This window comes from Streptomyces sp. NPDC091282 (assembly GCF_044757385.1).
Lineage (GTDB): Bacteria > Actinomycetota > Actinomycetes > Streptomycetales > Streptomycetaceae > Streptomyces > Streptomyces gramineus.
Window position 1 is genome coordinate 187,159 of sequence record NZ_JBIVUX010000003.1, and the last position, 23,733, is coordinate 210,891.

At 70.9% G+C, this 23,733-nt stretch carries 25 protein-coding genes and 1 tRNA gene; 15 read left to right on the plus strand and 11 right to left on the minus strand.

Annotated features, from left to right (window positions below):
- The first annotated feature begins 53 nt into the window (after window positions 1-53).
- The 13 genes from ACIQOE_RS14610 (at window position 54) to ACIQOE_RS14670 (ending at window position 12,365) form a co-directional block, all read left to right on the plus strand.
- Window positions 54-464 carry an NADH-quinone oxidoreductase subunit A gene (locus ACIQOE_RS14610; protein WP_351318073.1) on the plus strand — a complete coding sequence of 137 codons (411 nt, stop codon included), beginning with the start codon at window positions 54-56 and terminating at the stop codon, window positions 462-464.
- Window positions 455-1,054, plus strand: coding sequence for an NADH-quinone oxidoreductase subunit B family protein (locus tag ACIQOE_RS14615; protein WP_351318075.1), 600 nt, complete (start codon window positions 455-457; stop codon window positions 1,052-1,054). Before ACIQOE_RS14610 ends, ACIQOE_RS14615 begins: the two co-directional genes overlap by 10 nt.
- A complete protein-coding gene (locus tag ACIQOE_RS14620) occupies window positions 1,051-2,415 on the plus strand; it encodes an NADH-quinone oxidoreductase subunit C (RefSeq protein ID WP_401411764.1) in 1,365 nt (454 codons plus the stop codon). Before ACIQOE_RS14615 ends, ACIQOE_RS14620 begins: the two co-directional genes overlap by 4 nt.
- On the plus strand, window positions 2,412-3,380 hold the full coding sequence (locus ACIQOE_RS14625) for an NADH-quinone oxidoreductase subunit H (protein ID WP_401411766.1): 969 nt from the start codon (window positions 2,412-2,414) through the stop codon (window positions 3,378-3,380). Before ACIQOE_RS14620 ends, ACIQOE_RS14625 begins: the two co-directional genes overlap by 4 nt.
- A 2-nt stretch (window positions 3,381-3,382) precedes the next feature.
- A complete protein-coding gene (locus ACIQOE_RS14630; RefSeq protein ID WP_351318081.1) occupies window positions 3,383-3,937 on the plus strand; it encodes an NADH-quinone oxidoreductase subunit I in 555 nt (184 codons plus the stop codon).
- The gene (locus ACIQOE_RS14635) at window positions 3,934-4,662 is read left to right on the plus strand and encodes an NADH-quinone oxidoreductase subunit J (RefSeq protein WP_401411769.1); all 729 of its coding nucleotides are present in this window, start codon (window positions 3,934-3,936) and stop codon (window positions 4,660-4,662) included. Before ACIQOE_RS14630 ends, ACIQOE_RS14635 begins: the two co-directional genes overlap by 4 nt.
- Window positions 4,662-5,045, plus strand: coding sequence for an NADH-quinone oxidoreductase subunit NuoK (nuoK, locus tag ACIQOE_RS14640; protein WP_351318085.1), 384 nt, complete (start codon window positions 4,662-4,664; stop codon window positions 5,043-5,045). The genes ACIQOE_RS14635 and nuoK overlap by 1 nt, the downstream gene beginning before the upstream one ends.
- On the plus strand, window positions 5,042-7,036 hold the full coding sequence (locus ACIQOE_RS14645; protein WP_401411771.1) for an NADH-quinone oxidoreductase subunit L: 1,995 nt from the start codon (window positions 5,042-5,044) through the stop codon (window positions 7,034-7,036). The genes nuoK and ACIQOE_RS14645 overlap by 4 nt, the downstream gene beginning before the upstream one ends.
- Before the next feature lie 6 nt (window positions 7,037-7,042).
- The gene (locus tag ACIQOE_RS14650; protein WP_399013643.1) at window positions 7,043-8,617 is read left to right on the plus strand and encodes an NADH-quinone oxidoreductase subunit M; all 1,575 of its coding nucleotides are present in this window, start codon (window positions 7,043-7,045) and stop codon (window positions 8,615-8,617) included.
- Window positions 8,614-10,137: an NADH-quinone oxidoreductase subunit N gene (locus ACIQOE_RS14655; protein WP_365570547.1), complete on the plus strand. Its 1,524-nt coding sequence runs from the start codon at window positions 8,614-8,616 to the stop codon at window positions 10,135-10,137. The genes ACIQOE_RS14650 and ACIQOE_RS14655 overlap by 4 nt, the downstream gene beginning before the upstream one ends.
- 292 nt (window positions 10,138-10,429) lie before the next feature.
- Complete coding sequence (gene htpX / locus ACIQOE_RS14660; RefSeq protein WP_351318093.1) at window positions 10,430-11,293, plus strand: zinc metalloprotease HtpX; 864 nt, start codon at window positions 10,430-10,432, stop codon at window positions 11,291-11,293.
- A complete protein-coding gene (locus tag ACIQOE_RS14665; RefSeq protein ID WP_351318095.1) occupies window positions 11,290-11,682 on the plus strand; it encodes a YccF domain-containing protein in 393 nt (130 codons plus the stop codon). Before htpX ends, ACIQOE_RS14665 begins: the two co-directional genes overlap by 4 nt.
- 110 nt (window positions 11,683-11,792) lie before the next feature.
- Window positions 11,793-12,365, plus strand: coding sequence for an SMI1/KNR4 family protein (locus ACIQOE_RS14670; RefSeq protein WP_401411774.1), 573 nt, complete (start codon window positions 11,793-11,795; stop codon window positions 12,363-12,365).
- Window positions 12,366-12,443: 78 nt separating this feature from the next.
- On the opposite strand, the gene ACIQOE_RS14675 is transcribed toward ACIQOE_RS14670, so the two are convergent.
- The gene (locus tag ACIQOE_RS14675) at window positions 12,444-13,688 is read right to left on the minus strand and encodes an APC family permease (protein ID WP_401411776.1); all 1,245 of its coding nucleotides are present in this window, start codon (window positions 13,686-13,688) and stop codon (window positions 12,444-12,446) included.
- A gap of 187 nt (window positions 13,689-13,875) precedes the next feature.
- Between ACIQOE_RS14675 and ACIQOE_RS14680 the strand changes: the two genes are divergently transcribed.
- Entirely contained in the window at window positions 13,876-14,142 is a 267-nt protein-coding gene (locus ACIQOE_RS14680) for a GlsB/YeaQ/YmgE family stress response membrane protein (protein WP_351318101.1), read from the plus strand.
- A 99-nt stretch (window positions 14,143-14,241) separates the two neighbouring features.
- Here ACIQOE_RS14680 and ACIQOE_RS14685 read toward each other — a convergent pair whose 3' ends face one another.
- Window positions 14,242-14,730, minus strand: a complete 489-nt coding sequence (locus tag ACIQOE_RS14685) for a YajQ family cyclic di-GMP-binding protein (protein WP_351318103.1) — start codon at window positions 14,728-14,730, stop codon at window positions 14,242-14,244.
- A gap of 222 nt (window positions 14,731-14,952) precedes the next feature.
- Between ACIQOE_RS14685 and ACIQOE_RS14690 the strand changes: the two genes are divergently transcribed.
- Window positions 14,953-15,034 (plus strand) — tRNA-Tyr (locus tag ACIQOE_RS14690).
- Window positions 15,035-15,209: 175 nt separating this feature from the next.
- Here ACIQOE_RS14690 and ACIQOE_RS14695 read toward each other — a convergent pair.
- The 9 genes from ACIQOE_RS14695 to ACIQOE_RS14735 all read right to left on the minus strand — a co-directional run bounded on the left by ACIQOE_RS14695 (window position 15,210) and on the right by ACIQOE_RS14735 (window position 23,683).
- A complete protein-coding gene (locus ACIQOE_RS14695) occupies window positions 15,210-16,589 on the minus strand; it encodes a tyrosine-type recombinase/integrase (RefSeq protein ID WP_401411779.1) in 1,380 nt (459 codons plus the stop codon).
- Window positions 16,590-16,649: 60 nt separating this feature from the next.
- Window positions 16,650-16,841, minus strand: coding sequence for a helix-turn-helix transcriptional regulator (locus tag ACIQOE_RS14700; protein WP_401411781.1), 192 nt, complete (start codon window positions 16,839-16,841; stop codon window positions 16,650-16,652).
- A 459-nt stretch (window positions 16,842-17,300) separates the two neighbouring features.
- Window positions 17,301-18,776: an ATP-binding protein gene (locus ACIQOE_RS14705; protein WP_401412515.1), complete on the minus strand. Its 1,476-nt coding sequence runs from the start codon at window positions 18,774-18,776 to the stop codon at window positions 17,301-17,303.
- A gap of 2 nt (window positions 18,777-18,778) precedes the next feature.
- Window positions 18,779-19,657, minus strand: coding sequence for a bifunctional DNA primase/polymerase (locus tag ACIQOE_RS14710; protein WP_401411783.1), 879 nt, complete (start codon window positions 19,655-19,657; stop codon window positions 18,779-18,781).
- 85 nt (window positions 19,658-19,742) lie between these two features.
- Window positions 19,743-19,994: a hypothetical protein gene (locus ACIQOE_RS14715; protein ID WP_401411785.1), complete on the minus strand. Its 252-nt coding sequence runs from the start codon at window positions 19,992-19,994 to the stop codon at window positions 19,743-19,745.
- 17 nt (window positions 19,995-20,011) lie between these two features.
- Window positions 20,012-20,701, minus strand: a complete 690-nt coding sequence (locus tag ACIQOE_RS14720) for a hypothetical protein (protein WP_401411787.1) — start codon at window positions 20,699-20,701, stop codon at window positions 20,012-20,014.
- An 11-nt stretch (window positions 20,702-20,712) separates the two neighbouring features.
- Window positions 20,713-20,901, minus strand: a complete 189-nt coding sequence (locus ACIQOE_RS14725; RefSeq protein WP_401411789.1) for a hypothetical protein — start codon at window positions 20,899-20,901, stop codon at window positions 20,713-20,715.
- A gap of 412 nt (window positions 20,902-21,313) precedes the next feature.
- Window positions 21,314-23,389: a cell division protein FtsK gene (locus ACIQOE_RS14730; RefSeq protein WP_401411791.1), complete on the minus strand. Its 2,076-nt coding sequence runs from the start codon at window positions 23,387-23,389 to the stop codon at window positions 21,314-21,316.
- A 90-nt stretch (window positions 23,390-23,479) separates the two neighbouring features.
- Window positions 23,480-23,683, minus strand: a complete 204-nt coding sequence (locus ACIQOE_RS14735) for a DUF6257 family protein (protein ID WP_365563116.1) — start codon at window positions 23,681-23,683, stop codon at window positions 23,480-23,482.
- Window positions 23,684-23,733 lie beyond the last annotated feature (50 nt).

The following is a 23,733-nucleotide window of genomic DNA, read 5'->3' on the forward strand; positions in this document are numbered from 1 at the left end:
GACGCGGAGCCGGGACCGGCCCGCGGTCAGTCGAGGGAGCGAGGGGACCGACGATGCGGGAGACGGCGAACGGCGGACCGGCCACGGTCCTCGCCTCGGACTACTTCGCGTCCTACTCGGTCGTGGGACTGCTGACCCTGCTCGGTGTGCTCTTCGTGGCCGTCGCCTTCGGCACCGGCCGGCTGCTGCGCCCCGTGGTCCCCACACCCGAGAAACTCCTGACCTACGAGTGCGGCGTCGACCCCGTCGGCGAGGGCTGGGCCCACACCCAGGTCCGCTACTACGTCTACGCCTTCCTCTACGTCATCTTCGCCGTCGACTCGATCTTCCTGTTCCCCTGGGCGACGGTCTTCGCCGCCCCCGGCTACGGCGCCACCACGCTCGTGGAGATGTTCGTCTTCCTCGGCTTCCTGGCCGTCGGCCTGCTGTACGCCTACAAGAAGGGCGTCCTGACATGGACGTGACGCCGTCGGAGCCCGTGCTGCTCCCGGAACCCAAACGACTGGGCACGCTCGCCCGCCTCGCCCCCGAGCCGATGAAGGTCGTCCTGAACTGGGGCCGCCGGTACTCGCTGTGGGTCTTCAACTTCGGCCTCGCCTGCTGCGCGATCGAGTTCATCGCCGCGTCGATGGCCCGCCACGACTTCATCCGCCTCGGAGTGATCCCCTTCGCGCCCGGCCCCCGCCAGGCCGACCTGATGGTGGTCTCGGGCACGGTCACCGACAAGATGGCCCCGGCCGTCAAGCGCCTGTACGAGCAGATGCCCGAGCCCAAGTACGTCATCTCCTTCGGCGCGTGCAGCAACTGCGGCGGCCCCTACTGGGACTCCTACTCCGTCACCAAGGGCGTCGACCAGATCATCCCGGTCGACGTCTACGTCCCCGGCTGCCCGCCGCGCCCCGAGGCCCTCCTCCAGGGCATCCTCAAACTCCAGGAGAAGATCGCCGCGGAGTCCCTGGGCGAGCGCTACGAGACCCCGCGCCCGTCCGCCGCCGCCCTGCAGAGCGGTCTGGTGCGGCCACCGGCCCCCACCGCCGAAGGGGACCCGCGATGACCGCCCCCGCCGGCTGGCTCCCCGCACCCGTGGCCGAACTCTTCGGCCCCGACGCCACGGCCGAGGAGTCCTACGAGGTCCTCACCGTCGATGTCCCTCCCTCCTCCTGGCTCACCGCCCTCGACACCGCGCGTACGGCCCTGGGCTGCACCTTCTTCGACTGGATGAGCGCGGTCGACGAACCCGGCACCGGGTTCCGCGTCTCCGCCCACCTGGTCGCCCTCGCCCCGGTCCGCCGCCTGCTCCTGCGCACCACCGTGCCGCACTCCGCCGCCGAACTCCCTTCGGCCGTCGGCGTCTACGCGGGCGCCCGCTGGCACGAACGCGAGACCCACGAGATGTTCGGCGTCCGCTTCTCCGGACACCCTGGCCTCGACCACCTCCTCCTCCCCGAGACCTTCGAGGGCCATCCGCTGCGCAAGGACTTCGTCCTGGCGGCCCGCGTCGCCAAGGCCTGGCCCGGAGCGAAGGAGCCCGGCGAGTCCGACCACGCCGGCCCCAGGCGCCGCCAGATGCTCCCTCCCGGTGTCCCCGACCCCAACGACTGGGGCCCCCTGAAGGGCCAGCTGCCCCCTGCCCCCGCCCGCCCGGCCCGAGCCGCCGCGGGCCGCCCCGCCGGCGACCGCCCGGCCCACGCGGCAGGCGACCGCCCCGTACGCCGCTCCCGCACGGCAGCGGAGGGCTCGGCCGGCCAGACGACCGACGAGACGCCCTCGGCCACCCCGACACCCACGCCGGAACCGACACCCACCGGCACGGAGCCCACGGCCACCCCGCGGCGGGGCCGGAGCGCGAGCGAGGGGTCTGCCTCGCAGCGGGCGGTGCCGGGGGAGCAGGCTCCTCCGGCGGTCACTCCGCGGCGGGGGCGCAGCGCGAGTGAAGGGTCTGCTTCGCAGCGGGCGGTGTCCGCCGCGGGCGAGAGCGCCGCGGGCGAGAGCGCTGCGGGGGAGAGCGCTGCGAAGGACCGGACCGCGGCAGGCGGGAGCGCCGTGGGAGGCGAGGCCGCCGAGGCGGCGGAGCCGACGGCTGCCGCTCCTCGCGGGCCGCGCCGGGCCCGCACCGCTTCCGGAGGCTCCGCGTCGCAGCGCGCGCAGGACACGGCACCGGCGTCGGACCCTGCCACCCCGGCCCGGCCCACGACGCCGCGCAGCCCCGACGCGCCCTGGCACCACGCCCGTCCGGCCTTCGACGAACCCGGGCCCGAGGGGGAGTCAGCACGCTCCGACGCCGACGACTCCGAGGCGCCTCCCGCCGACGCCGACCCCGACGACCCCGACACTCCTCCCGGCCCAGGAACCGCCCCCGAGGAGCGACCCGTCCGACCCGTACCCCGTGAAGACCGCCCAGGAGGCCCGCAGTGAACGACGCCCTGGACGTCGTGTTGCGACTCCTTCTCGTGTTCGTCGTCTTCCTCACCTTCCCTCTGATCGTCGGTCAGACCGAGCACAAGGTGATGGCCCACATGCAGGGCCGTCTCGGTCCGATGTACGCGGGCGGCTTCCACGGCTGGGCCCAGCTCATCGCCGACGGCGTGAAGTTCGCGCAGAAGGAGGACGTGGTCCCCGCGGGCGCGGACCGCCGCATCTTCCAACTGGCCCCCGCAGTCGCCCTCCTCCCGTACCTGCTGGTGCTGCTTGCCATCCCGATCGGCCCCGGCGAAGGCGCGGTGGGCCAGGTGGTGGACGCCGGTGTGTTCTTCGTGCTGGCCGTCATGGGCGTCGGCGTCCTCGGCTCGCTCATGGCCGGCTGGGCCAGCGCCAACAAGTTCTCCCTCCTCGGCGGTCTGCGCACCGCCGCTCAGCTCCTCGCCTACGAACTGCCCATGCTGCTCGCCGCCGCCTCCGTGGCGATGGCGGCCGGCACGGTCTCCCTGCCGGGCATCGTCGGTGCCTTCCACTGGTGGTGGCTGCCCTGGCAGATCACCGGCGGCCTGGTCTTCTTCGTCGCCGGCCTCGCCGAACTCCAGCGGCCCCCCTTCGACATGCCCGTCGCCGACACGGAGATCATCTTCGGCGCGTACACCGAGTACACCGGTCTGCGGTTCGCCCTGTTCCTGCTCGCCGAGTACGCCGGGATCGTCGTCCTGTGCGGTCTGACCACCGTCCTCTTCCTGGGCGGCTGGCACGGGCCCTGGGGAGCCGACGGCCTCGGCTGGCTGTGGACCCTCCTGAAGACCGCGCTGCTCGCCTTCGTCGTGATCTGGCTCCGCGTGACCTATCCCCGGCTGCGCGAGGACCAGTTGCAGAAGTTCTCCTGGACCCTGTTCGTCCCCCTTTCCCTCGCCCAGATCGCCCTCACCGGCATCGTCAAGGTGGTGATCTCCTAACCGTGGCCCCCATTCCCGGCAGCGGCCTCGCCAAGGGCCTGGCCGTCACCCTGCGCACGATGACCCGGAAGACGGTCACCGAGCAGTACCCGGACGCCCTGCCCGAGCTCCCGCCCCGTACCCGCGGTGTCATCGGCCTGTTCGAGGAGAACTGCACGGTCTGCATGCTCTGCGCCCGTGAGTGCCCCGACTGGTGCATCTACATCGACTCCCACAAGGAGACCGTCCCGGCGGCGGCCCCCGGCGGCCGCGAACGCAGCCGCAACGTCCTGGACCGCTTCGCCATCGACTTCTCCCTGTGCATGTACTGCGGTATCTGCATCGAGGTCTGTCCTTTCGACGCCCTGTTCTGGTCCCCGGAGTTCGAGTACGCGGAGACCGACATCCACGAACTCACCCACGAGCGGGACAAGCTCCGCGAGTGGATGTGGACGGTCCCGGCCCCGCCCGCCCTCGATCCCGGCGCGGAGGAACCGAAGGAGATCGCCGCCGCCCGGAAGACCGCCGACAAGCTCGCGGCCGCCGCTCAGGACGAACCGCGGGAAGGGGAGTCGTGAGCCCTCTCGCCCAGGCGCCGCACGGCTTCCTGTCCCCGACCGGTGTGGAGATCGCGTTCCTCCTCGTCGGCCTGGTCACCTTCGGCGCCGCCCTCGTCACCGTCACCACCCGCCAGCTGGTGCACGCCGCCCTGTGGCTGGTGGTCACGCTCGGCGGTCTCGCCGTCGAATACCTGCTCCTCACCGCGGAGTTCATCGCCTGGGTGCAGGTCCTCATCTATGTCGGTTCCGTAGTCGTCCTCCTCCTCTTCGGTCTGATGCTCACCAGGGCCCCGATCGGCCGCTCCCCGGACGCGGACTCCGAGAACCGCTGGACAGCGCTGGCCGTGGCGGTGGCCGCCGCGGCAGCCCTGGTCTGGGTGGTCGTCGACGCCTTCCGCACCACCTGGGTCGACCTGGGCGGTCCCGCCGCCGGTTCGACCAAGGTCACCGGCGAGAGCCTCTTCCAGCACTGGGTGCTGCCCTTCGAGGCACTCTCCGTCCTTCTTCTCGCGGCCCTGGTCGGCGCGATCGTCCTGTCCCGGAAGACGAAGGCGGACCCGGCCCCGCCCCCTGTGAACGGCCGGGCCGTCACGCAGAGTTCCCCTCCCGTCACGGATTCCGGGATTCACCCGATCGAGCGAGACGCCCTGGGGCGGGGCCCTGAACGGGAAGCCGCCGAGCCGCACGGCGCACAGCGGGAAGCCGCCGAGCCGCAGGACACCGAGCAGGAAGGCGCCCGCTGATGCACCTCGCCTATCCCGCCGTCCTCTCCGCGCTCCTCTTCTGCACCGGCCTGTACGGCGTCCTCGCCCGACGCAACGCGATCCTGGTCCTGATGTCGGTCGAGCTGATGCTCAACGCCGTCAACCTCAACCTCGTCGCCTTCGACGTCTGGCTGAACAAGGCCGCCCGGGACACCCTGCACTCCGGACAGGCACTGACCCTGTTCACCATCGCCATCGCCGCCGCCGAGATCGGCATCGGCCTGGCGATCGTCCTCGCCGTCCACCGCAACCGCGGCACCTCCGACATCGACCGGCTCCGCGACACCGCCGAGGGCCACGAACACGGCACGCCCCCGCCCCCGGACGGGACGGCCGGCGAGAAGGCGGAGGCCACCGCGTGACCACGATCCACCTCGCCGCCCTCGTCCCCCTCCTGCCCTTCCTCGCCGCCGTGGCCGGCCTGCTCGTGGGGCGCACGGCCCCCGGCTTCGTCCGCCCGCTCGCGGTCCTGCCCGCGCTCGCCGCGCTCGCGCTGGCCATCGCGGTCGCCGTGGACCAGAGCGGCGGCCGGGCCGTCGAAGCCCACACCCAGCTGACCCCGACCGGCTCGGTCCCCATCGAACTCGCCCTGTACATCGACGGCTTCGCCGCACTCGTCGCCGTCCTGGTCGCCTTCGTCGCCACCTGCGTGCAGATCTACTCGACCGGCTACCTGCGCGACGACCCGCGCTACCCGTCGTACGCCGCCCTCGTCTCCCTCTTCACCTCCGCGATGCTGCTGGTCGTCTACTCCGGCGACCTGGTCGTGCTGCTGGTCGGCTGGGAAGTCATGGGCATCTGCTCCTACTTCCTGGTCGGCCACTACTGGGAGACCCCCGAGGCCCGCGCCGCCTCCGTCAAGGCCTTCCTGGTCACCAAGCTCGGCGACGTGCCGTTCCTCATCGGCCTGTTCGCCCTCGCCACCGACGCCGGGTCGTTCCGCATCACCACGATCCTCGACACCGTCGCGGGCGGCGGACTGCACCACCCGACCCTGGTCGGCCTGCTGCTCCTGTGCGGGGTCGCGGGCAAGTCGGCGCAGTTCCCGCTGCACACCTGGCTCCCCGACGCGATGGCCGGCCCGACCCCCGTCTCCGCGCTGATCCACGCCGCCACGATGGTCGCCGCCGGTGTCTACTTCATCGCCCGTCTCCTCCCGGTCTTCGAGGCCAGTGCGGCCGTGATGGTCGTCCTCGCCGTCATGGGGGCCGTCACCATGGTCGGCTCGGCCCTCGCCGCGCTCGCCCAGGACGACATCAAACGCGTCCTCGCCTACTCGACGATCGGCCAGCTCGGCTACATGACCGGCGCGCTCGCCGTCGGCGACCGCGGCGCCGCCGTCTTCCACCTGCTGTCCCACGGCGCCTTCAAGGCGCTGCTGTTCCTCGCCGCCGGCGTGGTCATCCACGCCGCGGGCACCAACTCGCTGGCCGTCATGTCCCGCACCTCAGGACTGCGCCGCCGCATCCCGGACGCCTACTGGACGATGACCGTGGCACTGCTCGCCCTGGCCGCGATCCCGCCCTTCAGCGGCTTCTTCTCCAAGGAGTCCGTCCTGGGCGCCGCCGAACACGCGGCCGCCGGCCACACCGCGCACGCCCCCGGCAGCGCCGGCTGGATCGTCCTCGTCGCCGGCCTGGCCACCGCCCTGCTCACCGCCGCGTACGCCACCCGGCTGTGGCTGCTCGCCTTCCGGGGCCGCGGCACCGAAGCCCCCGACCACGGCCGGCAGCCGCTGTCCATGACCGTGGTGCTGTGGGTCCTGGCCGTGCCGTCCCTCGCCTTCGGCGGATTCGCCTACCGGTCACTGCCCGGCTGGTTCGACGGCCGCGACCTCACCCCCACCCTCACCACGTCGGTCCTCGGCACCGGCCTCGCGCTCGTCGGCGGACTCCTCACCTACGGCGCGTGGACGCACACCAGGACACAGGCCGCCAGCACCCCGCTCGGAGCCGTCGCCGCGCACCCCGAGGCCGACGCCGCCCTCGTCGAGGCCGAGGCGATCGCCGCCCACGCGCCCGCCTTCGGCGACATCGCCTACGCACCCGACCCGGCGGACCCCGCCAGGCTGCTGCTCGGCCCGCTCCGCCGGCACGCCGCCGAGGGCTTCCACCTGGACGCCGTGTACGACGCGCTGTTCGTCCGCCCGGTCCTGGCCGCCGCCGGCCTCGTCCAGTTCCTGGACCGCGAGGTCGTCGACACCTACGTCCGCGGCGCGGCCGCCGCACCCCGCCTCCTCGGCGCCGCCGTACGCCGCGCCCAGACCGGCAACGTCCAGACCTATGTGAGCGCGCTGCTCGCCGGCACCGTCGTCCTGGCGGTCGCCGTCCTCCTCGTCGCCACGGGAGCGTGAGCAGGCGTGATCGATATCAACGAGTCCGTGATGCAGATCCTTCTGGCATTGATCGTCGTCGGCCCGCTGCTCGGTGCCGTCGCCGCCCTGCTGCCCGCCCCGCCCGGACTGAAGGGAAAGTCACCCGAGCAGGCCGTGCTCCGCCACGGCGTGACCGTGACCGGTGCCGTCCTCATCGCCGCGATCGTCCTCGCGCTCGGCTTCGACCAGGACCATCCGTCCAGGATGCAGGCCACGACCGACATCAGCTGGATCCCCGCACTCGACGTGCGCATCCACCTCGGCATCGACGGCATCTCCCTCCCCCTCGTGGTCCTGACCGCGCTGCTGACCTTCCTCTGCGCGCTCTACTCGTACTTCAACATGCCGGCAGGCCCGTCCCCGAAGGCCTTCGTCGCGCTGATCCTCGTCCTGGAATCCGGCACCCTCGCCAGCTTCGCCGTCCTCGACCTGCTGCTGTTCTTCCTCGCGTTCGAGACGGTCCTCATCCCGATGTACTTCCTCATCGCCCGCTGGGGCGGCGCCGGCCGGACCCGGGCCGCCTGGAAGTTCATCCTCTTCACCCTGCTCGGATCCGTCGTCATGCTGCTCGGCCTGCTCCTGATCGGAATCAAGGCGGGCACGTTCGACATGGTGGCACTCGCCACTGACAACGGCCGGTCCCTGACCACATCCGTGCAGGTCATCGCCGTTCTCGCGATCGGGATCGGGCTGGCGGTCAAGACCCCGATGTGGCCCCTGCACAGCTGGCTCCCGGACGCCCACACCGCCGCGCCGACCGTCGGCTCGGTCCTGCTGGCCGGCGTCCTGCTGAAGATGGGCACCTACGGATTCGTCCGGATCCTGCTGCCGGTCGCCCCCGACGGATTCCGCACCTTCGCCCCCTACCTCGCGGCCCTCGCCGTGATCGGGATCGTCTACGGCTCCCTCGCCTGCCTGAACCTCGCCAGACGGGGCGCCAAGGGCGACCTCAAACGCCTGATCGCCTACTCCTCCGTCGGCCACATGGGCTTCGTGCTGCTCGGCATCGCCACCATGACCCCGACCGGCGTCAACGGCGCCCTGTTCGCCAACATCGCCCACGGCCTCATCACCGGCCTGCTGTTCTTCCTGGTCGGCGGCCTCAAGGACCGCACCGGCAGCACCGACCTCGACACCCTCGCCGAAGAGACGGGCGCCGCGCTGTACGGCAAGGCACCCCGCCTGGGCGGGCTCATCGCCTTCGCCGCCGTCGCCTCGCTCGGACTGCCCGGCCTCGCCGGGTTCTGGGGCGAGATGCTCGCCCTGTTCGGCGCGTTCAAGCCCGCCGCAGGCCTCAGCCGGCCCGCCTTCCTCACCTTCATGGCGATCGCCGCCTTCGGCACCCTGCTGACCGCCGCGTACATGCTCGCCGTGGTCCGCCGCGTCTGCATGGGCACCGTCCCTCAGGACATGCCGGAACTCACCGACGTCCGCACCTACGAGTTCGCGGCCTGGACCCCGCTCGTCGCCCTCACCGTCGTCGCCGGACTGTGGCCCAAGGCCCTGCTCGGACTGACCGACCCGGCCGTGCAGCAGCTCCTCGCAGGAGGCCCCCGATGAGCGCCCTGGCCCAGCCACTGGCCGCGAACCTCGTCCAGTCCGTCGACTGGCTCGCCGTCGCCCCGCCCACCCTCACCGCGGTGGTCGCCCTCGCCGTCCTGGTCGGCGACCTGTTCCTCCCCGAAGCCAGGAAACCCGTCCTCGGCTGGATCTCGACGGCCGGACTCGCCGCGGCCGCCGCCCTGCTGCTGCCGCTCCTCGACCACGACCGCAGCACCTTCTGCCTGACGGGCACCACGCGCGCGTGCAGCTACACCGCCGACCGGTTCACCCTGGTCGTGCAGTTCCTGGTGCTCGGCGGCGCCCTGCTCACCGCCCTGCTGTCCGTCACCACCCTCAAGGACGGCAACCGCCGCTACCCCCAGGGCGAGTTCTGGTTCCTGCTGCTCTCCTCGGCCGCCGGAGCCGCCCTGCTGCCCGCCGCCCGCGACCTCGCCACCCTGATCGTCGCCCTGGAGGTCGCCTCCCTGCCCGCCTTCGCCCTCGTCGGCATCCGGCACGGCGACGCGAAGTCCTCCGAAGCCGCCCTGAAGTTCTTCCTGTCCTCGGTGACCGCGACCGCCGTCAGCCTCCTGGGCATCAGCTTCGTGTACGCCACCACCGGCAGCCTCTACCTCACCCAGGTCGCCGACCGCATCCAGCACGTCGACGGCCAGCTGCACACCCTCGCCCAGACCGGCGTCGTCCTCACCCTCGTGGGCTTCGCCTTCAAGACCGCCGCCGTCCCGTTCCACTTCTGGGTCCCCGACACCTACGTCGGCGCCCCGCTGCCCATCGCCGCCTACCTGTCGGTCGTCGGCAAGGCCGTCGGCTTCTCCGGCCTGATCCTGGTCACCGTCGTCGCCTTCCCCTCCTACGCCGACGTCTGGGGACCGGCCCTGGCCGCCCTGGCCGCCCTCACCATGACCGTCGGCAACGTCGCCGCCCTGCGCCAGCAGGCCACGCGCGCGTACAGCGCGGTACGGCTGCTCGCCTGGTCGTCGGTGGGCCAGGCCGGCTATCTCCTCGTACCGATCGCCGCCGCCGGATACGCCGAAGACCCCCGCAAGGCCATCGGCTCCACCGTCGCCTACGCCCTCATGTACGCGGCCGTGAACCTCGGCGCCTTCACGGTGGCCGCCCTGGTCGGCCGTACGAAGGAACTCAACCGGCTCTCCGACTACCGCGGCCTGTACGGCAAGAACCCGCTGACCGCGCTCCTCCTGGCGTTCTTCCTGCTGTGCCTGGCCGGACTCCCGCCCGGCATCATCGGACTGTTCGCCAAGGTCACCGTCTTCTCGGCGGCCGTCGACGCCGGCCTCGGCTGGCTCGCCGTCGTCATGGCCGTCAACGTCGTGATCGCCCTCTACTACTACCTCCAGTGGGCGGCCCTGCTGTTCCGCACCCCCGAAGGCGACACCACCGAGCACCGCGTCCCGGCCTCCCTCACCGCCGCGCTCGCCCTCACCGGGGCCGCCGGCGTCGCCCTCTCCGGCGCACCCCAGCTGGTGCTCCGCTTCGCCGCCACCGGACTGTTCTGACACCAGCCACCGGGCGGTTCCGGCACCACCCCCGGACTGTCCTGAGACCCCCTGCGCGCCCGTCCGGCCCCGCCCCGCGCCCCTGCGGCCCCGAGCGCGCCGCGGTGCGGCTCTCACCCGAACGGCCCACGCGGCGCACAGCGGACACAAGGGAACTAGTGGCCGTCGCCTGGCGTTGACCAGTGCGTAAGGGTCCACTGGACGTGACACCACGACACCGGTGGCAAGGCAGATCGGAAGGCAGCACCGCAGAGCAAAGGGTTCTCCTGCCGCACGACTTGGAGGGCGTACCGTGCACCGCCGGCACAACGGACTCAGAACCGCAGTTCTCCTCGGAGGACTGTCGGCACTCATCATCGTCATCGGCAGCTTCTTCGGCCGTACGGGTCTGATCGTCGCGGTCCTCGTCGCCCTCGGCACGAACGCGTACGCGTACTGGAACAGCGACAAACTGGCGCTACGCGCGATGCGCGCCCGCCCGGTGAGCGAATTCGAGGCCCCGGCCCTCTACCGGATGGTCCGCGACCTCTCCACCCAGGCCCGCCAGCCGATGCCCCGCCTCTACATCTCCCCGACGGAGGCCCCGAACGCCTTCGCCACCGGCCGCAACCCGCGCAACGCCGCCGTGTGCTGCACGGAAGGCATCCTGCGCATCCTCGACGAGCGCGAACTGCGGGGCGTGATCGGCCACGAGCTCAGCCACGTCTACAACCGCGACATCCTCATCTCGTCGGTCGCCGGCGCCCTCGCCTCGGTGATCATGTTCCTGGTCAACTTCGCCTGGCTGATCCCGGTCGGCCGTTCGGACGACGACGACGGCCCCGGCTTCCTCGGCCTGCTGCTCATCATGATCCTGGGCCCGCTCGCCGCGACCCTCATCCAGCTCGCCATCAGCCGCTCCCGGGAGTACGAGGCGGACGCCTCAGGCGCCCAGCTCACCGGTGACCCGCTCGCCCTCGCCGGCGCCCTGCGCAAGCTGGAGGCCGGCACCAAGCAGCTCCCGCTGCCCCCCGAGCCCCGCATCGAGACCGCGAGCCACATGATGATCGCGAACCCCTTCCGTCCGGGCCAGGGACTGTCCAAGATGTTCTCGACGCATCCGCCCATGGCGGAGCGGATCGCCCGACTGGAGAAGATGGCAGGTCGCCCGCAGTGAAGACCATCCTTAACGTCATTTGGCTCGTCCTGAGCGGCTTCTGGCTGTTCCTCGGGTACCTGCTGGCGGGCGTGATCCTCTGCATCACGATCATCGGCATACCTTTCGGCCTCGCTGCGTTCCGTATCGGCGTCTACGCCCTGTGGCCCTTCGGCTACACGACCGTCGAGCGGCAGGACGCCGGCGCGCCCTCCTGCGTCGGCAACGTCCTGTGGCTGGTCCTCGCGGGCTGGTGGCTGGCGCTCGCCCACATCGTCACCGGCATCGCGATGTGCCTGACGATCATCGGAATCCCGTTCGGCATCGCCAACTTCAAGCTGATCCCGGTCTCCCTGCTCCCGCTGGGACGCGAGATCGTCCCCACCGACCAGCCGTTCGCGAACCGCTGACCACACCTCATCCGGGCCCTGCCACACCGGAGTTGTCCACAGGGCCACGGCCGGTCCACGGTTGTCCACAGGCCGCCACGCTTGTCGGTGGCGGCCTGCATCATGAAGCCATGACCGAGATCGAGCAGGTGCTGACACGGGTGGCCGTACAGGCCCGCGACTCCCGTCCGTGGGGCTGGCCTTCGCTTCCCGCGCCCGTCGACGCGGCCACCCTCGACCGCGCCCGGGAAACCCTGGGCTTCCCCCTGCCGCCCCTCCTGGCCGCGCTCTACGAGCAGGTCGGCGACGGCGGCTTCGGACCGTCGTACGGTCTGCTGCCCCTGCTCGACGCCGCTCCCTCCGGCGAACCGGCCGCCGTCGCCCAGTACCTCGCCAACCGCGAGTACGGCCGCAAGAACCCGGAGTGGCCCTGGCCGGAGGGCATCCTGCCCATCTCCCACTGGGGCTGCGGCATGTACGCGTGTGTGGACTGCCGCACCCCGCAGGCCACGGTCCTGCTCTACGAGCCCAACGCCGACGCCGCCGACGGCGCCTGGTTCGTGGACGCGCCCACCCTCACCGACTGGCTGTGCGTCTGGATGGACGGCACCGGCTGGTACGAGGAGACCGACGAGGGCACGGATCTCGCGCCGTGGGACGACTTCCGGATACGCACGGCCCCGGCCCCGCAACAGGCCCCCTGACCGTCCGGTCCCTGTACCGCGCGGGGCTTCGTACCTACCGATCTTCTGACGGACCCGTCTCCGGAGGGCCGCGGCCGGCTACGGAGCAGGCGACCGCCATCGCACGGCGTACGCCAGCGCGCCCACGGCCAGCACGGCCGCCCCCGTGACCACCGACACCACCGGCAGCGCGAAGGCCAGCACCGCGCAACCCAGCACGCCCACCACCGGAACCACCCGCGCACGCGGAGCCGGATCCAGCGTCCAGGCCGAGGCGTTGGCCACCGCGTAGTACACCAGCACACCGAAGGAGGAGAAACCGATGGCACCCCGCACGTCCACGGTCGCCGCCGCGACGGCGACCACCGCACCCACGGCCAGTTCCGCCCGGTGCGGGACCGCGAAACGCGGATGCACGGCGGCCAGCGCCGGAGGCAGACGACCGTCCCGGGCCATGGCGAGCGTGGTCCGTGACACGCCCAGGATCAGCGCCAGCAGCGAGCCGAGCGCGGCCACCGCCGCGCCCACCCGCACCACGGGCACCAACCCCGGCACCCCGGCCGCCCGCACCGCGTCCGCCGGCGGCGCCCCCGATCGGCCCAGCGCGTCGGCGCCGAGCACGGAGAGCACGGCCACCGCCACGCACGCGTACACCACCAGGGCGATACCCAGGGCCACCGGAATCGCGCGCGGGATGGTGCACGCCGGGTCCCGCACCTCCTCGCCGAGGGTCGAGATCCGCGCGTACCCGGCGAACGCGAAGAACAGCAGACCCGCGGCCTGAAGCACACCGCCGGCACCCGACGACAGACCGATATCCAGCCGCCCGGCGCCCGCCCGGCCCGACGTCAGGCACACGACCACCACGCAAGCGAGGACGGCCAGCACCACCGCCACGATCACCCGCGTCAGGCGGGCCGACTTCTGGACACCGCCGTAGTTCACGGCGGTCAGAGCCACCACGGCCGCGACCGCGACGGCATGTGCCTGCCCCGGCCACGCGTAGACACCCACGGTCAGGGCCATCGCGGCGCAGGACGCCGTCTTGCCCACGACGAACGCCCAGCCCGCGAGATACCCCCAGAAGGCGCCGAGCCGCTCCCGTCCGTAGACGTAGGTCCCGCCCGACTGCGGGTAGCGGGCGGCGAGGCGGGCCGAGGACATGGCGTTGCAGTAGGCGACCACGGCGGCGACGGCCAGTGCGGGCAGCAGCCCCGTCCCGGCCGCGCGGGCCGCCGGGCCGAGGGCCGCGAAGACGCCGGCCCCGATCATCGAGCCGAGGCCGATCACCACGGCGTCGCGGACACCCAGCGTGCGCCGCAGAACGGGGGGAGGGGAGGACATGCGCGCACCCTACTGATCGCCGCAACCGCGGGATGGCGTCACGGCGTCCTCGTCATCGACAGGGCGCGAACAGATGCGCGACGGTCATCTGCGGATGACTCGGACAACCTGTCTGTCACGACCGGCCGAAAACGAATTCACAGGGCCGGAACAGTGCGAACACAGCACGGAAGGGCAGGTGCAGGGCATGGGCATCATCGGTTGGATCATCCTGGGACTGTTGGCCGGCGCCATCGCCAAAATCCTGCTGCCGGGACGCGACCCGGGCGGCTTCATCGGCACGACCCTCATCGGCATCGTGGGTGCGTTCCTCGGCGGCTGGATATCGGCCCGCTGGCTGGACCACCCCATCACCAAGAACTTCTACGACGGCGCGACCTGGGTGGCGGCGATCGGCGGCTCGCTGGTCCTGCTGATCCTCTACCGCCTGCTCTTCGGCAATTCACGCGACTGACCGCAGGCCGTGGCCGGCGCACGAGGCGAGCGCGCGGACGAGACGAAGGGTGGGCGCCAGGGGCGCCCACCCTTCGTCGTACCTCGCCCGGCGGTGTGACTACCGGTAGTTCACGAACTGGAGGGCGAAGTCGAAGTCCTGGCCCTTCAGGAGCGTGATCACGGCCTGGAGGTCGTCGCGACTCTTGGAGCTGACGCGCAGTTCGTCGCCCTGGACCTGGGCCTTCACGCCCTTGGGGCCCTCGTCCCGGATGACCTTCGCGACCTTCTTGGCGTTCTCCTGGGAGATGCCCTCCTCGATGGACGCGAAGATCTTGTACTCCTTGCCGGAGAGCTGAGGCTCACCCGCGTCGAGCGCCTTCAGCGAGATGCCGCGCTTGATCAGCTTCGACTGGAAGACGTCGAGGATGGCCTTGACCCGCTCCTCGGAGTTCGCCTGCATCAGGATCTTCTCGCCGGACCAGGCGATCGAGGCGTCCACGCCCTTGAAGTCGTAGCGCTGAGAGACCTCCTTGGCGGCCTGGTTGAGGGCGTTGTCGACTTCCTGCCGCTCGACCTTCGAGACGATGTCGAAACTGGAGTCGGCCATGTCCTGTGGCTCCTTGTATCGGGGGGCGTAACGGGATGCGTTCCGGTGCGTGACGGCGACCGCGCCTGGTGTGGGGACCGGGCCGCATCCGCCCCAGCCTAGCCACCCCGCGTCCCGTGAGCGCAGATCAATCGGGTGGCGGAGCACCCCCGGGGATCGGGTATTGTTTACGTCGTTGCCAGGGAGTACCGCCGAAAGCGGTTCGACTTGGTGGCAAACCCAGGCGGTGTGCCCGAGCGGCCAAAGGGAGCAGACTGTAAATCTGCCGGCTTCGCCTTCCCAGGTTCGAATCCTGGCGCCGCCACATTGGGGAAGACCCCCTCTGAACAGGTTCTTGGCCTGGTCAGAGGGGGTTTCTCATTGGGTGGCCCTGTTCGATTCAGCGTGGACGAGACGTGGACGTGTCTCACCTCGTATCGCCCGGATCCCACTGTTGATCAGTGCGTGTCCCCCAGGTGTCCCCCGGGGGGTGAGCATGATCACTCGGGCCCATTCCACTCCCGAAGTGCCGCATCGATCCGGCTGTTGGCACGCTCCCGGGTCTCGTCCAGCACCTTGGCGTACACCTTGTGCAGGACCGCGATGCTGTGCCCGGCCCGCTGGGCGCACTCCATGGCGTCCACGCCGGAACTGAGCCAGAACGACACACCGGCATGCCGCAGGTCGTAGGGACGGCGGGCGAGCAGTGAGGACGTCTCCGCCTCGCTCAGGACATTTTGTCGAGCCTTTGCCCACACCTCCCCGTAGCCGGTCTCCTGAAGTAGGCCGTTGCGGCTTGTCCGGAACAGCCGGCCGTCCGGCGCCGTACCGTGTGCGGCGATGTGCTCCCGCAGCATGCGGACGAAGTGCGGCGGGATCGGCACCGGACGGGAGTCCTTCTTGGCGCGCGCTTTCAGGTGGCGGGTCTCGTGTGCCGTCCCGTCGTCCGTCCAGCTTCGCCCTGCCCGAACGATGCCCTGCCGCAGAGTGAGCATCCCCCACCCCGTCTCCGGCAGGTGACACTGACTCGCGAGCAGTCCGGCAGCCTCAGCCGGGCGCATGGCCGCGTAGTACAGGCACCCGAAGAACGCTTCCAGGTGTCGCCCGCGCGGCCCCTGCTCGCGGACCCCCGCCAACAGTGCGCGGACCTGGCGAGGGTTGGCGACGCTCTCGGGGTCCACCGCCTCAACTGATTTCGGGGCAGCCCACTTCACGGCCGTGAGCGGGTTGACTGGCATGGCGAAGTATTGCTCTTCCACGGCGAGTCCGAGAACGTCGCTCAGGCACGCCCGCTTTCGCTTCGCGGTACGCGGTGACGCTTCCTTCCCGTCCAGTCGCAGGGCGAGAGCGTCCAGGGCCAGGCGGACGGTTGCAGGGTCTTCCAGCGCGGACACCGGCATGGAGTGCTTGGCGACCCATGCCAGGGCGCTGGCCACGTCGTCCGGCGGGGTCTCGTTCCGGCGGTTCCGGTTGTACGCCCACCCGTAGAGGGCGCGTCGCAGAAGTGCCGGGGCCGGCATCCCCGCCTTCGTCTTGACGAGTGCCGGGGTGATGGTGGCGAGCGCGTCGGCGTAGTTTTTTCGCGACTTCGCCGGCGCCAGGGGCCACTTGCGATCGACGTAGGCACGGCTGTGCTCGTACCAGGTGACGGAGCCCAGTTTCGCGCGCAGCTCGGAGACGGGTAGGCCCGTCTCCTCGTCGAACTGGTCGCCGCGCCGCACGGCGGACATGAGTTCCGAACGGCGCCCTTCCGCCTGCACTTTGAGCGTGTAGCTCTTGGAGTGCTTGCGCTCCCCGACCAGCCAACGGAGACGGTAAGGCTTCGGGCGATCCTTGCGTATCTCGATGGAGTAGAGACGGACGTCGTAGGTCAGTGACATGCAAACTCCAGAGGGGCCCGCAAGAGCGGGCCCCTCGTGTCTCGTGTGTGCCGGAAGGAGTTAGGCGGCGGCGGTGTCTTCCATGGACGCCCACCACGCGTCAAGGTCAGTGCGTCGGCAACGGAGTTGCCCGTTGGGGAGCTTGATGAGCTTCGGTGCCTGGCCACGGGCACGCATGCGGTAGAACGCGGCGCGGCTCATCTCTATCTCTTCGAGGACTTCGGGGAGCTTGAGCATCTTGGGGCGGGCCACAGTGCTACTCCTCGCTTGGGCTGGTCTTGGGGCGGGGTGGTCTGTGCTGTCCGAAGCTGGGATTTCTGCGTCACCGCGTTACCTGCGTCAATCAGGCTTCTGACCTGCGGGTTCTGGTGACGCAGCGCGGCGGGCACTGCGTCACCGATGACACGGGCGCTCGTCACGGGGTGACGCGAGTGACGCGAGTGACGCGGGGTGACGCAGGGTTCGCCGACTGCGTCACCCGCTTTCGCCGCAGGTCAGCGGCCGTCCGTCAGGCTCTCGGTGACGTGGTGACGCAGATCTTCCCTACTTAGGAAAAAGAAGGGGGGTGTCTGTAGGTCTTACGTGCTGCTCAGGGCTTGAAGAACGGGCCGCTTCGCGGCGCGACCTGTGCAGGGCGGCTGCCGCCGCCGAACAGCAAGAGGAGCACCCGGCGGGGGCGTGCTCCTCTTGCTTGTCCGCCTGTGCGGCGGGTCAGAACGCGGGCTGCTGCTCGGGCGGCGGGGGCGGGGCCTGGCGGCTGAGTTCGATGTAGCGGGCGGCGCGGGTGCGGCCCCAGTCAACGAGGACGCCCCGGGCGGCCAGGGTGGGTTGGATGCGCCTGAGCCGGTCGGAGAGCACCTTTCCGGTGGTGGGCCAGCCCTTGGGCAGGGGGCGGCATTCCTCGCCGCTGTAGAGGGCGGTCAGGGCATGCAGCCACTCCGCTGACGTCATCCGGACCTCTTCGCCGGGGGTGAGTTCAGCGGCGTGCTTGAGGACGGTCTGGGCCAGGAGGTCGCCCTCGATCACGTCGTCGTTGAGGTCGTCCAGGCTGGCCCGGTAGGCCTCCAGAGTTCCGAAGCCGGTAGCGGTGTCGAGCTGGGCGCACAGGTGGGCGAAGTCGGCCATGCGCAGATCGGTCGGGGTCTCGGCCTGGACGGCGCGGACCTTGACGGTCAGGTCCAGCAGGGAGCCGAGGACGACGGGCAGGATCTCGGCGTACTCCGTCCACAGCTCCGCTTCGGTGCGCCGTACGCGGGGGCGTTCCAGGCGCAGGGTGAGGAGTCGTTCGGCGAGGTCGGGGCGGATGACGCCGACGTCGATGCCGGTCAGCAGCATGGGCCGGCGGTAGCGGGAGCGGACGACGTCGCCGTCGGTGAACAGCGCGCGCTTGATGCTCTCGGCTCCGGTGATGATGCAGCACATGAGGTCGGACAGGTCCGGGGGCAGGTGGGAGAGGTTGTCCAGGGCGGTGATCCATCCGGCCGCGACCGCTGTGATCATGTTCTCTTCGTCCTTGGGCGCCCTGCGCAGGTCGCCGCTCATGCCCTCGATGATCCGCACGAGCATTCGCCCGCCGGTGGACTTGCCGGCGCCCTGCGGGCCGGTGAGGAACGGGGCGGGGACGGGTGCGGACGGCTCCAGGCAGCCGATGAGCCACGCGATGGCGAGGGCTTCGGTCTGGGCGTCGGCGAAGTTGCACAGCCGCATCAGCAGGTCGATGCCCTTGCCGTTGGTGTCCTTGGCGGGCATCGGGAGTTCCCCGGTGAGCTGGGTGCGCCGCCAGCACACTTCCTGCGGGTCGGGGACGCGGATGTCCCAGCCGGAGGGGTGGATGCGGACGGACTGCCCGTCGTCGCGTCCGAGGTCGAGCCAGGTGGCCCCGTCGAAGCCGGGGGCGACGCGGATGTGGGTGGGCTGTACCTGCTCGGTGAGGGCGAGTGCCTCGATCAAGTCCAACGCCTCCTTGAGGGCGGTTCCGTTGAAGACGCCGACCCCGTCACGGAAGAGGCCGACCATGAGTTCCTGCCGGTGGCTGCCGGTCGTTCCCTGGGAGCGGATCGGGCGGGCCACGGGGTGGCCGGTGCGCTGCGCGTACACGGTCCCGTCCACGGTGCGGAAGTACCGGAAGTGCGCCTGCGCGTAGTCGGTGATGACCTTGCGGGCGGGGTCCTTCTCGTCGTCGGACACGGTCACAGCCCCAACGCGGTCAGGGCGTTGGCCCACGCGTCCGCGCAGTGCCGCGGGGACTCGCCCTTGGCCTGCGCGGCGGTGAACAACCTGCCGACGTGAGCGTCGGTGAGGCAGCCGCACCGGCCGTGCGTCGAGAGCACCGCGAGGAACGTCCGGTACACCGTCGCGTGGACCGCGCTACGCGCCTCGCTGATCCGCTGCACGGCCATGGACACGCCCCGGTCCAGATAGGTCGGCGCACGGTGCGGGCACTCGCCCCCATAGCCCCTAAGAGGCACTGTGAGGCTCTGTGGCGCCCTGCGTGGCACAGTGGGTTCCTTTACTGCCAGGGCGCGCACGGAGTCCGGCAGGGGGACTGTGGCGCCCGTGCCGTCTCCGAGCCAACGGGCGTACGCGGCAAAGGACTTGATGTCGACGCCGGGCCGGACCGCGTTGGCGGACGGCATGGTGCCCCGGTAGATCCAGTGCTCCCCGCGCGTCGTCGCAACGATCCGGGTGGCGGGCAGCGCGGCGCGGGCCCACTCGATGGCCGTCGCGTCGTCCAGGTCGACCACGGTGAGGTCGGCGCCGCCGGGGTGGTAGGCCACGGCCGCCGCATGTTGCCACGCGGACGCCCACGGGGGAGAGCCGATGACGTGCGGGTCGGTGGTCGCGGCGGCCCACGCGTGGCACGGATGCGGGCAGGCGCAAGGTCCGGGGGCTTTCATGTTGGGTCGGCCCCCGCAGACGTTGTGCGCGCAGGTCGGGCAGTTCCCGAACGGCAGTTTGCCCCGGCGTAGGGGCAGCACCGGCAGGCCGTCGGACGCGAGACGCAGAGCAGTGGGCAGATGCTCGCCAGTCGTGGCGAGTACTCGCCGAATGGCTGTCGGTTGCGTCATTCTGGATGTCTCCAGTTCCTTGAGGGTGACTGGGAAGCAAGGGCGACCCCGGTTCTTGGCGGAAGGGGGGTCGCCCTTGGTGTGGTTAGAACGGGGGTTCGCTGCTGTAGCTGCCGGGCGGGGTGCGGCGTGGCAGGGGCAGCAGGATGAGGCGGCGGGTGTCGTCCCAGCAGTCGCAGGGGTACCAGTCGGTGCCGTCGTACTCGCCGTTGGCGTCCACGCAGACGTGGGCGTTGCCGCCCGCGCCCTTGCAGCCGGGGCACTTCGGGTGGGGGGTGTCGGTCAAGGCGAGGGCACGGTGGGGCCAGTCGATGACCTTGAGTCGCAGGCGGGGCATGGGTGTTGGAGCTCCGGTCAGCGGCGGATGATGACGGTGGTGGCGTCGTCGCGGTAGCCGTCCGGATTGTCCTGGGCGGCGGCGACCAGCGCGGCGGCGAGCGCGTCCGGGTCGTCCTCGTGGTCGCGGACGAGGCTGGTCAGGAGGTCGGCCGGGATCTGGTCGTGGACGCCATCGGTGGTGAGGATGACGAGGTGGTCGCGGATGCCCGCGGTGTAGACGGTGCCGATCGTGGCCCGGGCGAGGCTGGTGCGAAGCCAGTTGTCGTGCTCCCGGGCGATCTCCAGAGCTACACCGTTGGCCCGGAGCTGCTTTCCGACCGTGTGGTCGTCGGTGTACAGCTCCAGCCGCCGGCCGTCCCAGCCGTACGCGCGGGCGTCGCCGGTCCAGTTGATGACGGTGATGTCGTCGCCGGGGATGGCGCGGGCCGCGACCGCGACCGCGTCCGCTTCCGAGCCGTCGGCTCCCTTGTCGGCGATCAGTTCGGCGGCGGTGAGGAGTCCGCCGAGCGGCCCGCGGCGGGCGGAGATCCGAGCGGCGACTTCGGCGAGGAGTGGGGCGGTGGTGGAGGTGTGGGGGCCGTGGCCGATGCCGTCGATGACGGCGGCCCCGACCATGCCGTCGGCCAGGCGGTAGACGCGGGCGGCGTCGGCGTTGTCGGCGGCGGTTCCCTCGCGGGTGGCCAGTGCGGTGCGGATCTCGAACATGCTGCTCCTGCCTATGGGTTGGGGATGGACTGGACGACGGCGGTGGTCATGTTGGTGATGGGTGCGGCGGCGCCGGTGGAGGCGAGGAAGAACCCGAACATGACGGCAACGAACACCGCGCCGGCGCTGAGGCTGTTGCTCCGCAGCAGGAAGAACAGGACCAGCCCGAAGAGCAGGACGAGGGAGACGGTCACGGCCATTCGGTGAACTCCCAATCGGTGAGGCGGCGGGGGCGGACACTGCGGGTGCCGTCGCGGTGGACGGCACGGCCGGAGTTGAGCAGCCGGCGGCCGGCGCGCAGCCGGTAGCGGCGGCCGTGACAGCGCCGGCAGAGCTTGACTTTGCGGCGGGCTTGGCGGACGCCGGCCCCGGAGCACTTCCGGCACGGCGTGAACGGCCGGACCGCACATAACACTGCGTAACCAGTGAGGGTGAGTAGCAGGGCACAGCTAGCGAGAGCCACCAGGGCTCACATCCCTTCCAGGGGCGGTTTCGGGGTGTTTTCGCAGGTGGGCCGCTAGACGCTAGTGAGCTGATCAGCGGCCTCATGGGGCGCTAGTACGGCTGCTAGACCTAGCAACGGCGGCTGCTAGGTCTAGCAGCGCTGCTCGGTCAAGCCGCGGCCCGATCGGCGTTACGGCGAGTAATCGCGGCGGTGATGTCGGCGCGCTTGATGCCGCGCCGGTTGGCGCCTTCGCCGTCGTCGGTGGTACCCCAGACCTGCCCCGGCTTGATGCCCCAGGGCTTGAGCGCGGCGGTGACGTTCTCGCCCTGCCAGCCCGCGTAGGTGTCCGGGTCGGTGGCGGCGAGGCGGCCGGCGATCCGCTCGCACCACACGGCCTTCTCGTCGTCCGCGATGACGTTCAGGGTGTCGGCGAGGATGTCGGATCCGGTGCCGGTCGTCTCGGGGCCGTTGCCGATGGCGTGGCCGGTGACGTTGCCGTACTGCTCACGCGCGGTGCGGGCGCGGGCGACGATGCGTTCGGCGGCGACCGCGTCAACGAACGCGGACGCGACGATGCGGGGGTCGTCGCCCTCGCCGGCCATCCAGCAGATGCCCCGGTCGGAGCGGGAGAACATCGTCGCCCGGTACCCCGACTTGTACATCGACGTCCCCAGCACCATGTCATTGGCCGGCTGGCCCATGACCTTCAGGCAGAACCGCAGCACGGCGTTCGCGCTGATGCCGGTGGGCAACGACTTCGCGTCGGGTCGCTGCGTGCCGAACATGGCCACGATCCCAAGCGCGGGACCGCGCTTGGTCAGGTCGGTGCAGATCGACTCGATCTCCTTTCCGTACTCCTCGTGCTCGAACGGCACCTGACACTCATCGAACCCGACCACGATCGGATGCAGACCGAGGCTCTTGTCGCTCGCCAGCTCCGGCGTGACCTTGGACTCGGGGCAGCGCGTACGGGGCAGGGACTTGATGACCTTGGCCCGGCGGCGCAGTTCCTCCTTCAGCTCACGGAGGGCTTGGACGACGTAGAGGATGTCTTCGTCTTCCTCGCCGGCGCGGTAGCGGTGGCACACGGGCTCCAGGGCGCCGAAGTCGCCGGTGCCCTTGAAGTCGAACGCGTGCAGTTCGGCGCGCGGGTCCAGGGCGGCGATGAGCAGCAGTAGCCGCATCAGGAACGTCTTGCCCATCCGCGGGATGGAGCCGACCACGACGGACGCGAACATGAGCGTGACGGACACGTCGCGCATGCGCTGGTCGTTGCCGAACACGACCGGCCGGAACAGATCGACCGTCCCCGACTTCGCCAGCGGCCACGCGGGCTTCGTCGTCTCGTTCATCGGCTTGTCGCCCACCCACAGGACCAGGCGGCCTTCGTGCTGCTCGGGGTCGGGGGCGGGCCAGACGCAGCCGGTCTTGCGGCGAAGTCCTGAGGCGAGGGGCTTGCGGGCCTCCATGATGTCCTCGGGCGTGACGCCGTAGGGAAGGTCCAGGTCGGCGCGGTAGCCGGGCCCGTCCCTGACGATCTCCGAGACGAACCGCAGCCCGTTCATGTCCCCGCCCTTCTTGATGGCGGCGGTCACCTTCGCGTTCCCGATCGAGTCCAGGCCGCGCAGGACGATGGAGCCGGTCAGCTTCTGCACCTCGGTCTTCAGGACCGCGGGGCCGACGACGGGTGAGTCGGGCTGCTGGCCGCCGATGCCGAGCAGCAGCACCCCGCCGGCGGCGAACGCGTACAGGTAGGCGGGGGCGAGGACGTACAGGTACAGGGCGAAGCCGACACCGAACACCGCGGCGACCAGGGTGACCAGGCCGCGCAGCCGGATCCGTCCCGCGCGCAGCCGGGCCAGGCGCATGTACTCCTCGACGTCCTCCGTGCGGACGGCGAAGTCCCGCAGGGGCGCGGCTTCGCGGTCCCACATCCACCGGTTGGTGGACGCGACGAACCGGCACGCCCCCCGCGGCGACATGAGGGCGAGGCGCCCGGCATACACCGGGACGCGAACGCCGTGGTAGAGCGCGGCATAGCCCAGGTTCGCGCCGGCGTGGCGGGTGGTCGCCGCGAAGTCACGCCGGTTGGTCAGCCAACCCGCGAGGACCGGCTTGCGCTTCTCGATCCTGACCTTCGGGTCCCGCAAGGCCGGGTTGTCGACCGGCACGGGGGCGGCTGACATGTCGTCGTCGGTGGCGGGCACGGGGCGCAGGTGCGGGCCCATGGTGCTGTCCGTCATTCTGGGAACTCCCTGCTGCACAGAAATGGGTGGTGGGTGACCCGGGGGCGGCCTGATTCCTTGGCCGGGACGACCGCCCCCGGGGCGTAGCTACTTGCCGTTCTTGCTGGTCGCCGCGCGGCGGCGGGCCTGGTTCTCGATCCGCTCGACCCTGCGCTGAAGGTCGCTCTGGTCGACCCGGCCGCCGAACTGGCGGTCGTCGGCGAGGCCGCGCTTGGCCATCCGGGCGACCAGCAGGGCGAGGCGGGCCTTCTCGCCGGCGGTGAAGCGAAGCTGTTCGCTGCTGCTGCTCACGGTGTCTCCCGTTCCGGGCCGGACTGTCCGGCTCCCCACGACCCCCGGCC

Bases quoted from the DNA above. Each gene is read 5' to 3' on its own strand.
- ACIQOE_RS14685 (WP_351318103.1), bottom strand. From the start codon at position 14,730: ATGGCCGACTCCAGTTTCGACATCGTCTCGAAGGTCGAGCGGCAGGAA.
- ACIQOE_RS14670 (WP_401411774.1), top strand. From the start codon at position 11,793: ATGACCGAGATCGAGCAGGTGCTGACACGGGTGGCCGTACAGGCCCGC.
- ACIQOE_RS14675 (WP_401411776.1), bottom strand. From the start codon at position 13,688: ATGTCCTCCCCTCCCCCCGTTCTGCGGCGCACGCTGGGTGTCCGCGAC.
- ACIQOE_RS14610 (WP_351318073.1), top strand. From the start codon at position 54: ATGCGGGAGACGGCGAACGGCGGACCGGCCACGGTCCTCGCCTCGGAC.
- ACIQOE_RS14655 (WP_365570547.1), top strand. From the start codon at position 8,614: ATGAGCGCCCTGGCCCAGCCACTGGCCGCGAACCTCGTCCAGTCCGTC.
- ACIQOE_RS14620 (WP_401411764.1), top strand. From the start codon at position 1,051: ATGACCGCCCCCGCCGGCTGGCTCCCCGCACCCGTGGCCGAACTCTTC.
- ACIQOE_RS14720 (WP_401411787.1), bottom strand. From the start codon at position 20,701: ATGTTCGAGATCCGCACCGCACTGGCCACCCGCGAGGGAACCGCCGCC.
- ACIQOE_RS14695 (WP_401411779.1), bottom strand. From the start codon at position 16,589: ATGTCACTGACCTACGACGTCCGTCTCTACTCCATCGAGATACGCAAG.
- ACIQOE_RS14730 (WP_401411791.1), bottom strand. From the start codon at position 23,389: ATGACGGACAGCACCATGGGCCCGCACCTGCGCCCCGTGCCCGCCACC.
- ACIQOE_RS14615 (WP_351318075.1), top strand. From the start codon at position 455: ATGGACGTGACGCCGTCGGAGCCCGTGCTGCTCCCGGAACCCAAACGA.
- ACIQOE_RS14680 (WP_351318101.1), top strand. From the start codon at position 13,876: ATGGGCATCATCGGTTGGATCATCCTGGGACTGTTGGCCGGCGCCATC.
- ACIQOE_RS14715 (WP_401411785.1), bottom strand. From the start codon at position 19,994: ATGCCCCGCCTGCGACTCAAGGTCATCGACTGGCCCCACCGTGCCCTC.
- ACIQOE_RS14725 (WP_401411789.1), bottom strand. From the start codon at position 20,901: ATGGCCGTGACCGTCTCCCTCGTCCTGCTCTTCGGGCTGGTCCTGTTC.
- nuoK (WP_351318085.1), top strand. From the start codon at position 4,662: ATGCACCTCGCCTATCCCGCCGTCCTCTCCGCGCTCCTCTTCTGCACC.
- ACIQOE_RS14710 (WP_401411783.1), bottom strand. From the start codon at position 19,657: ATGACGCAACCGACAGCCATTCGGCGAGTACTCGCCACGACTGGCGAG.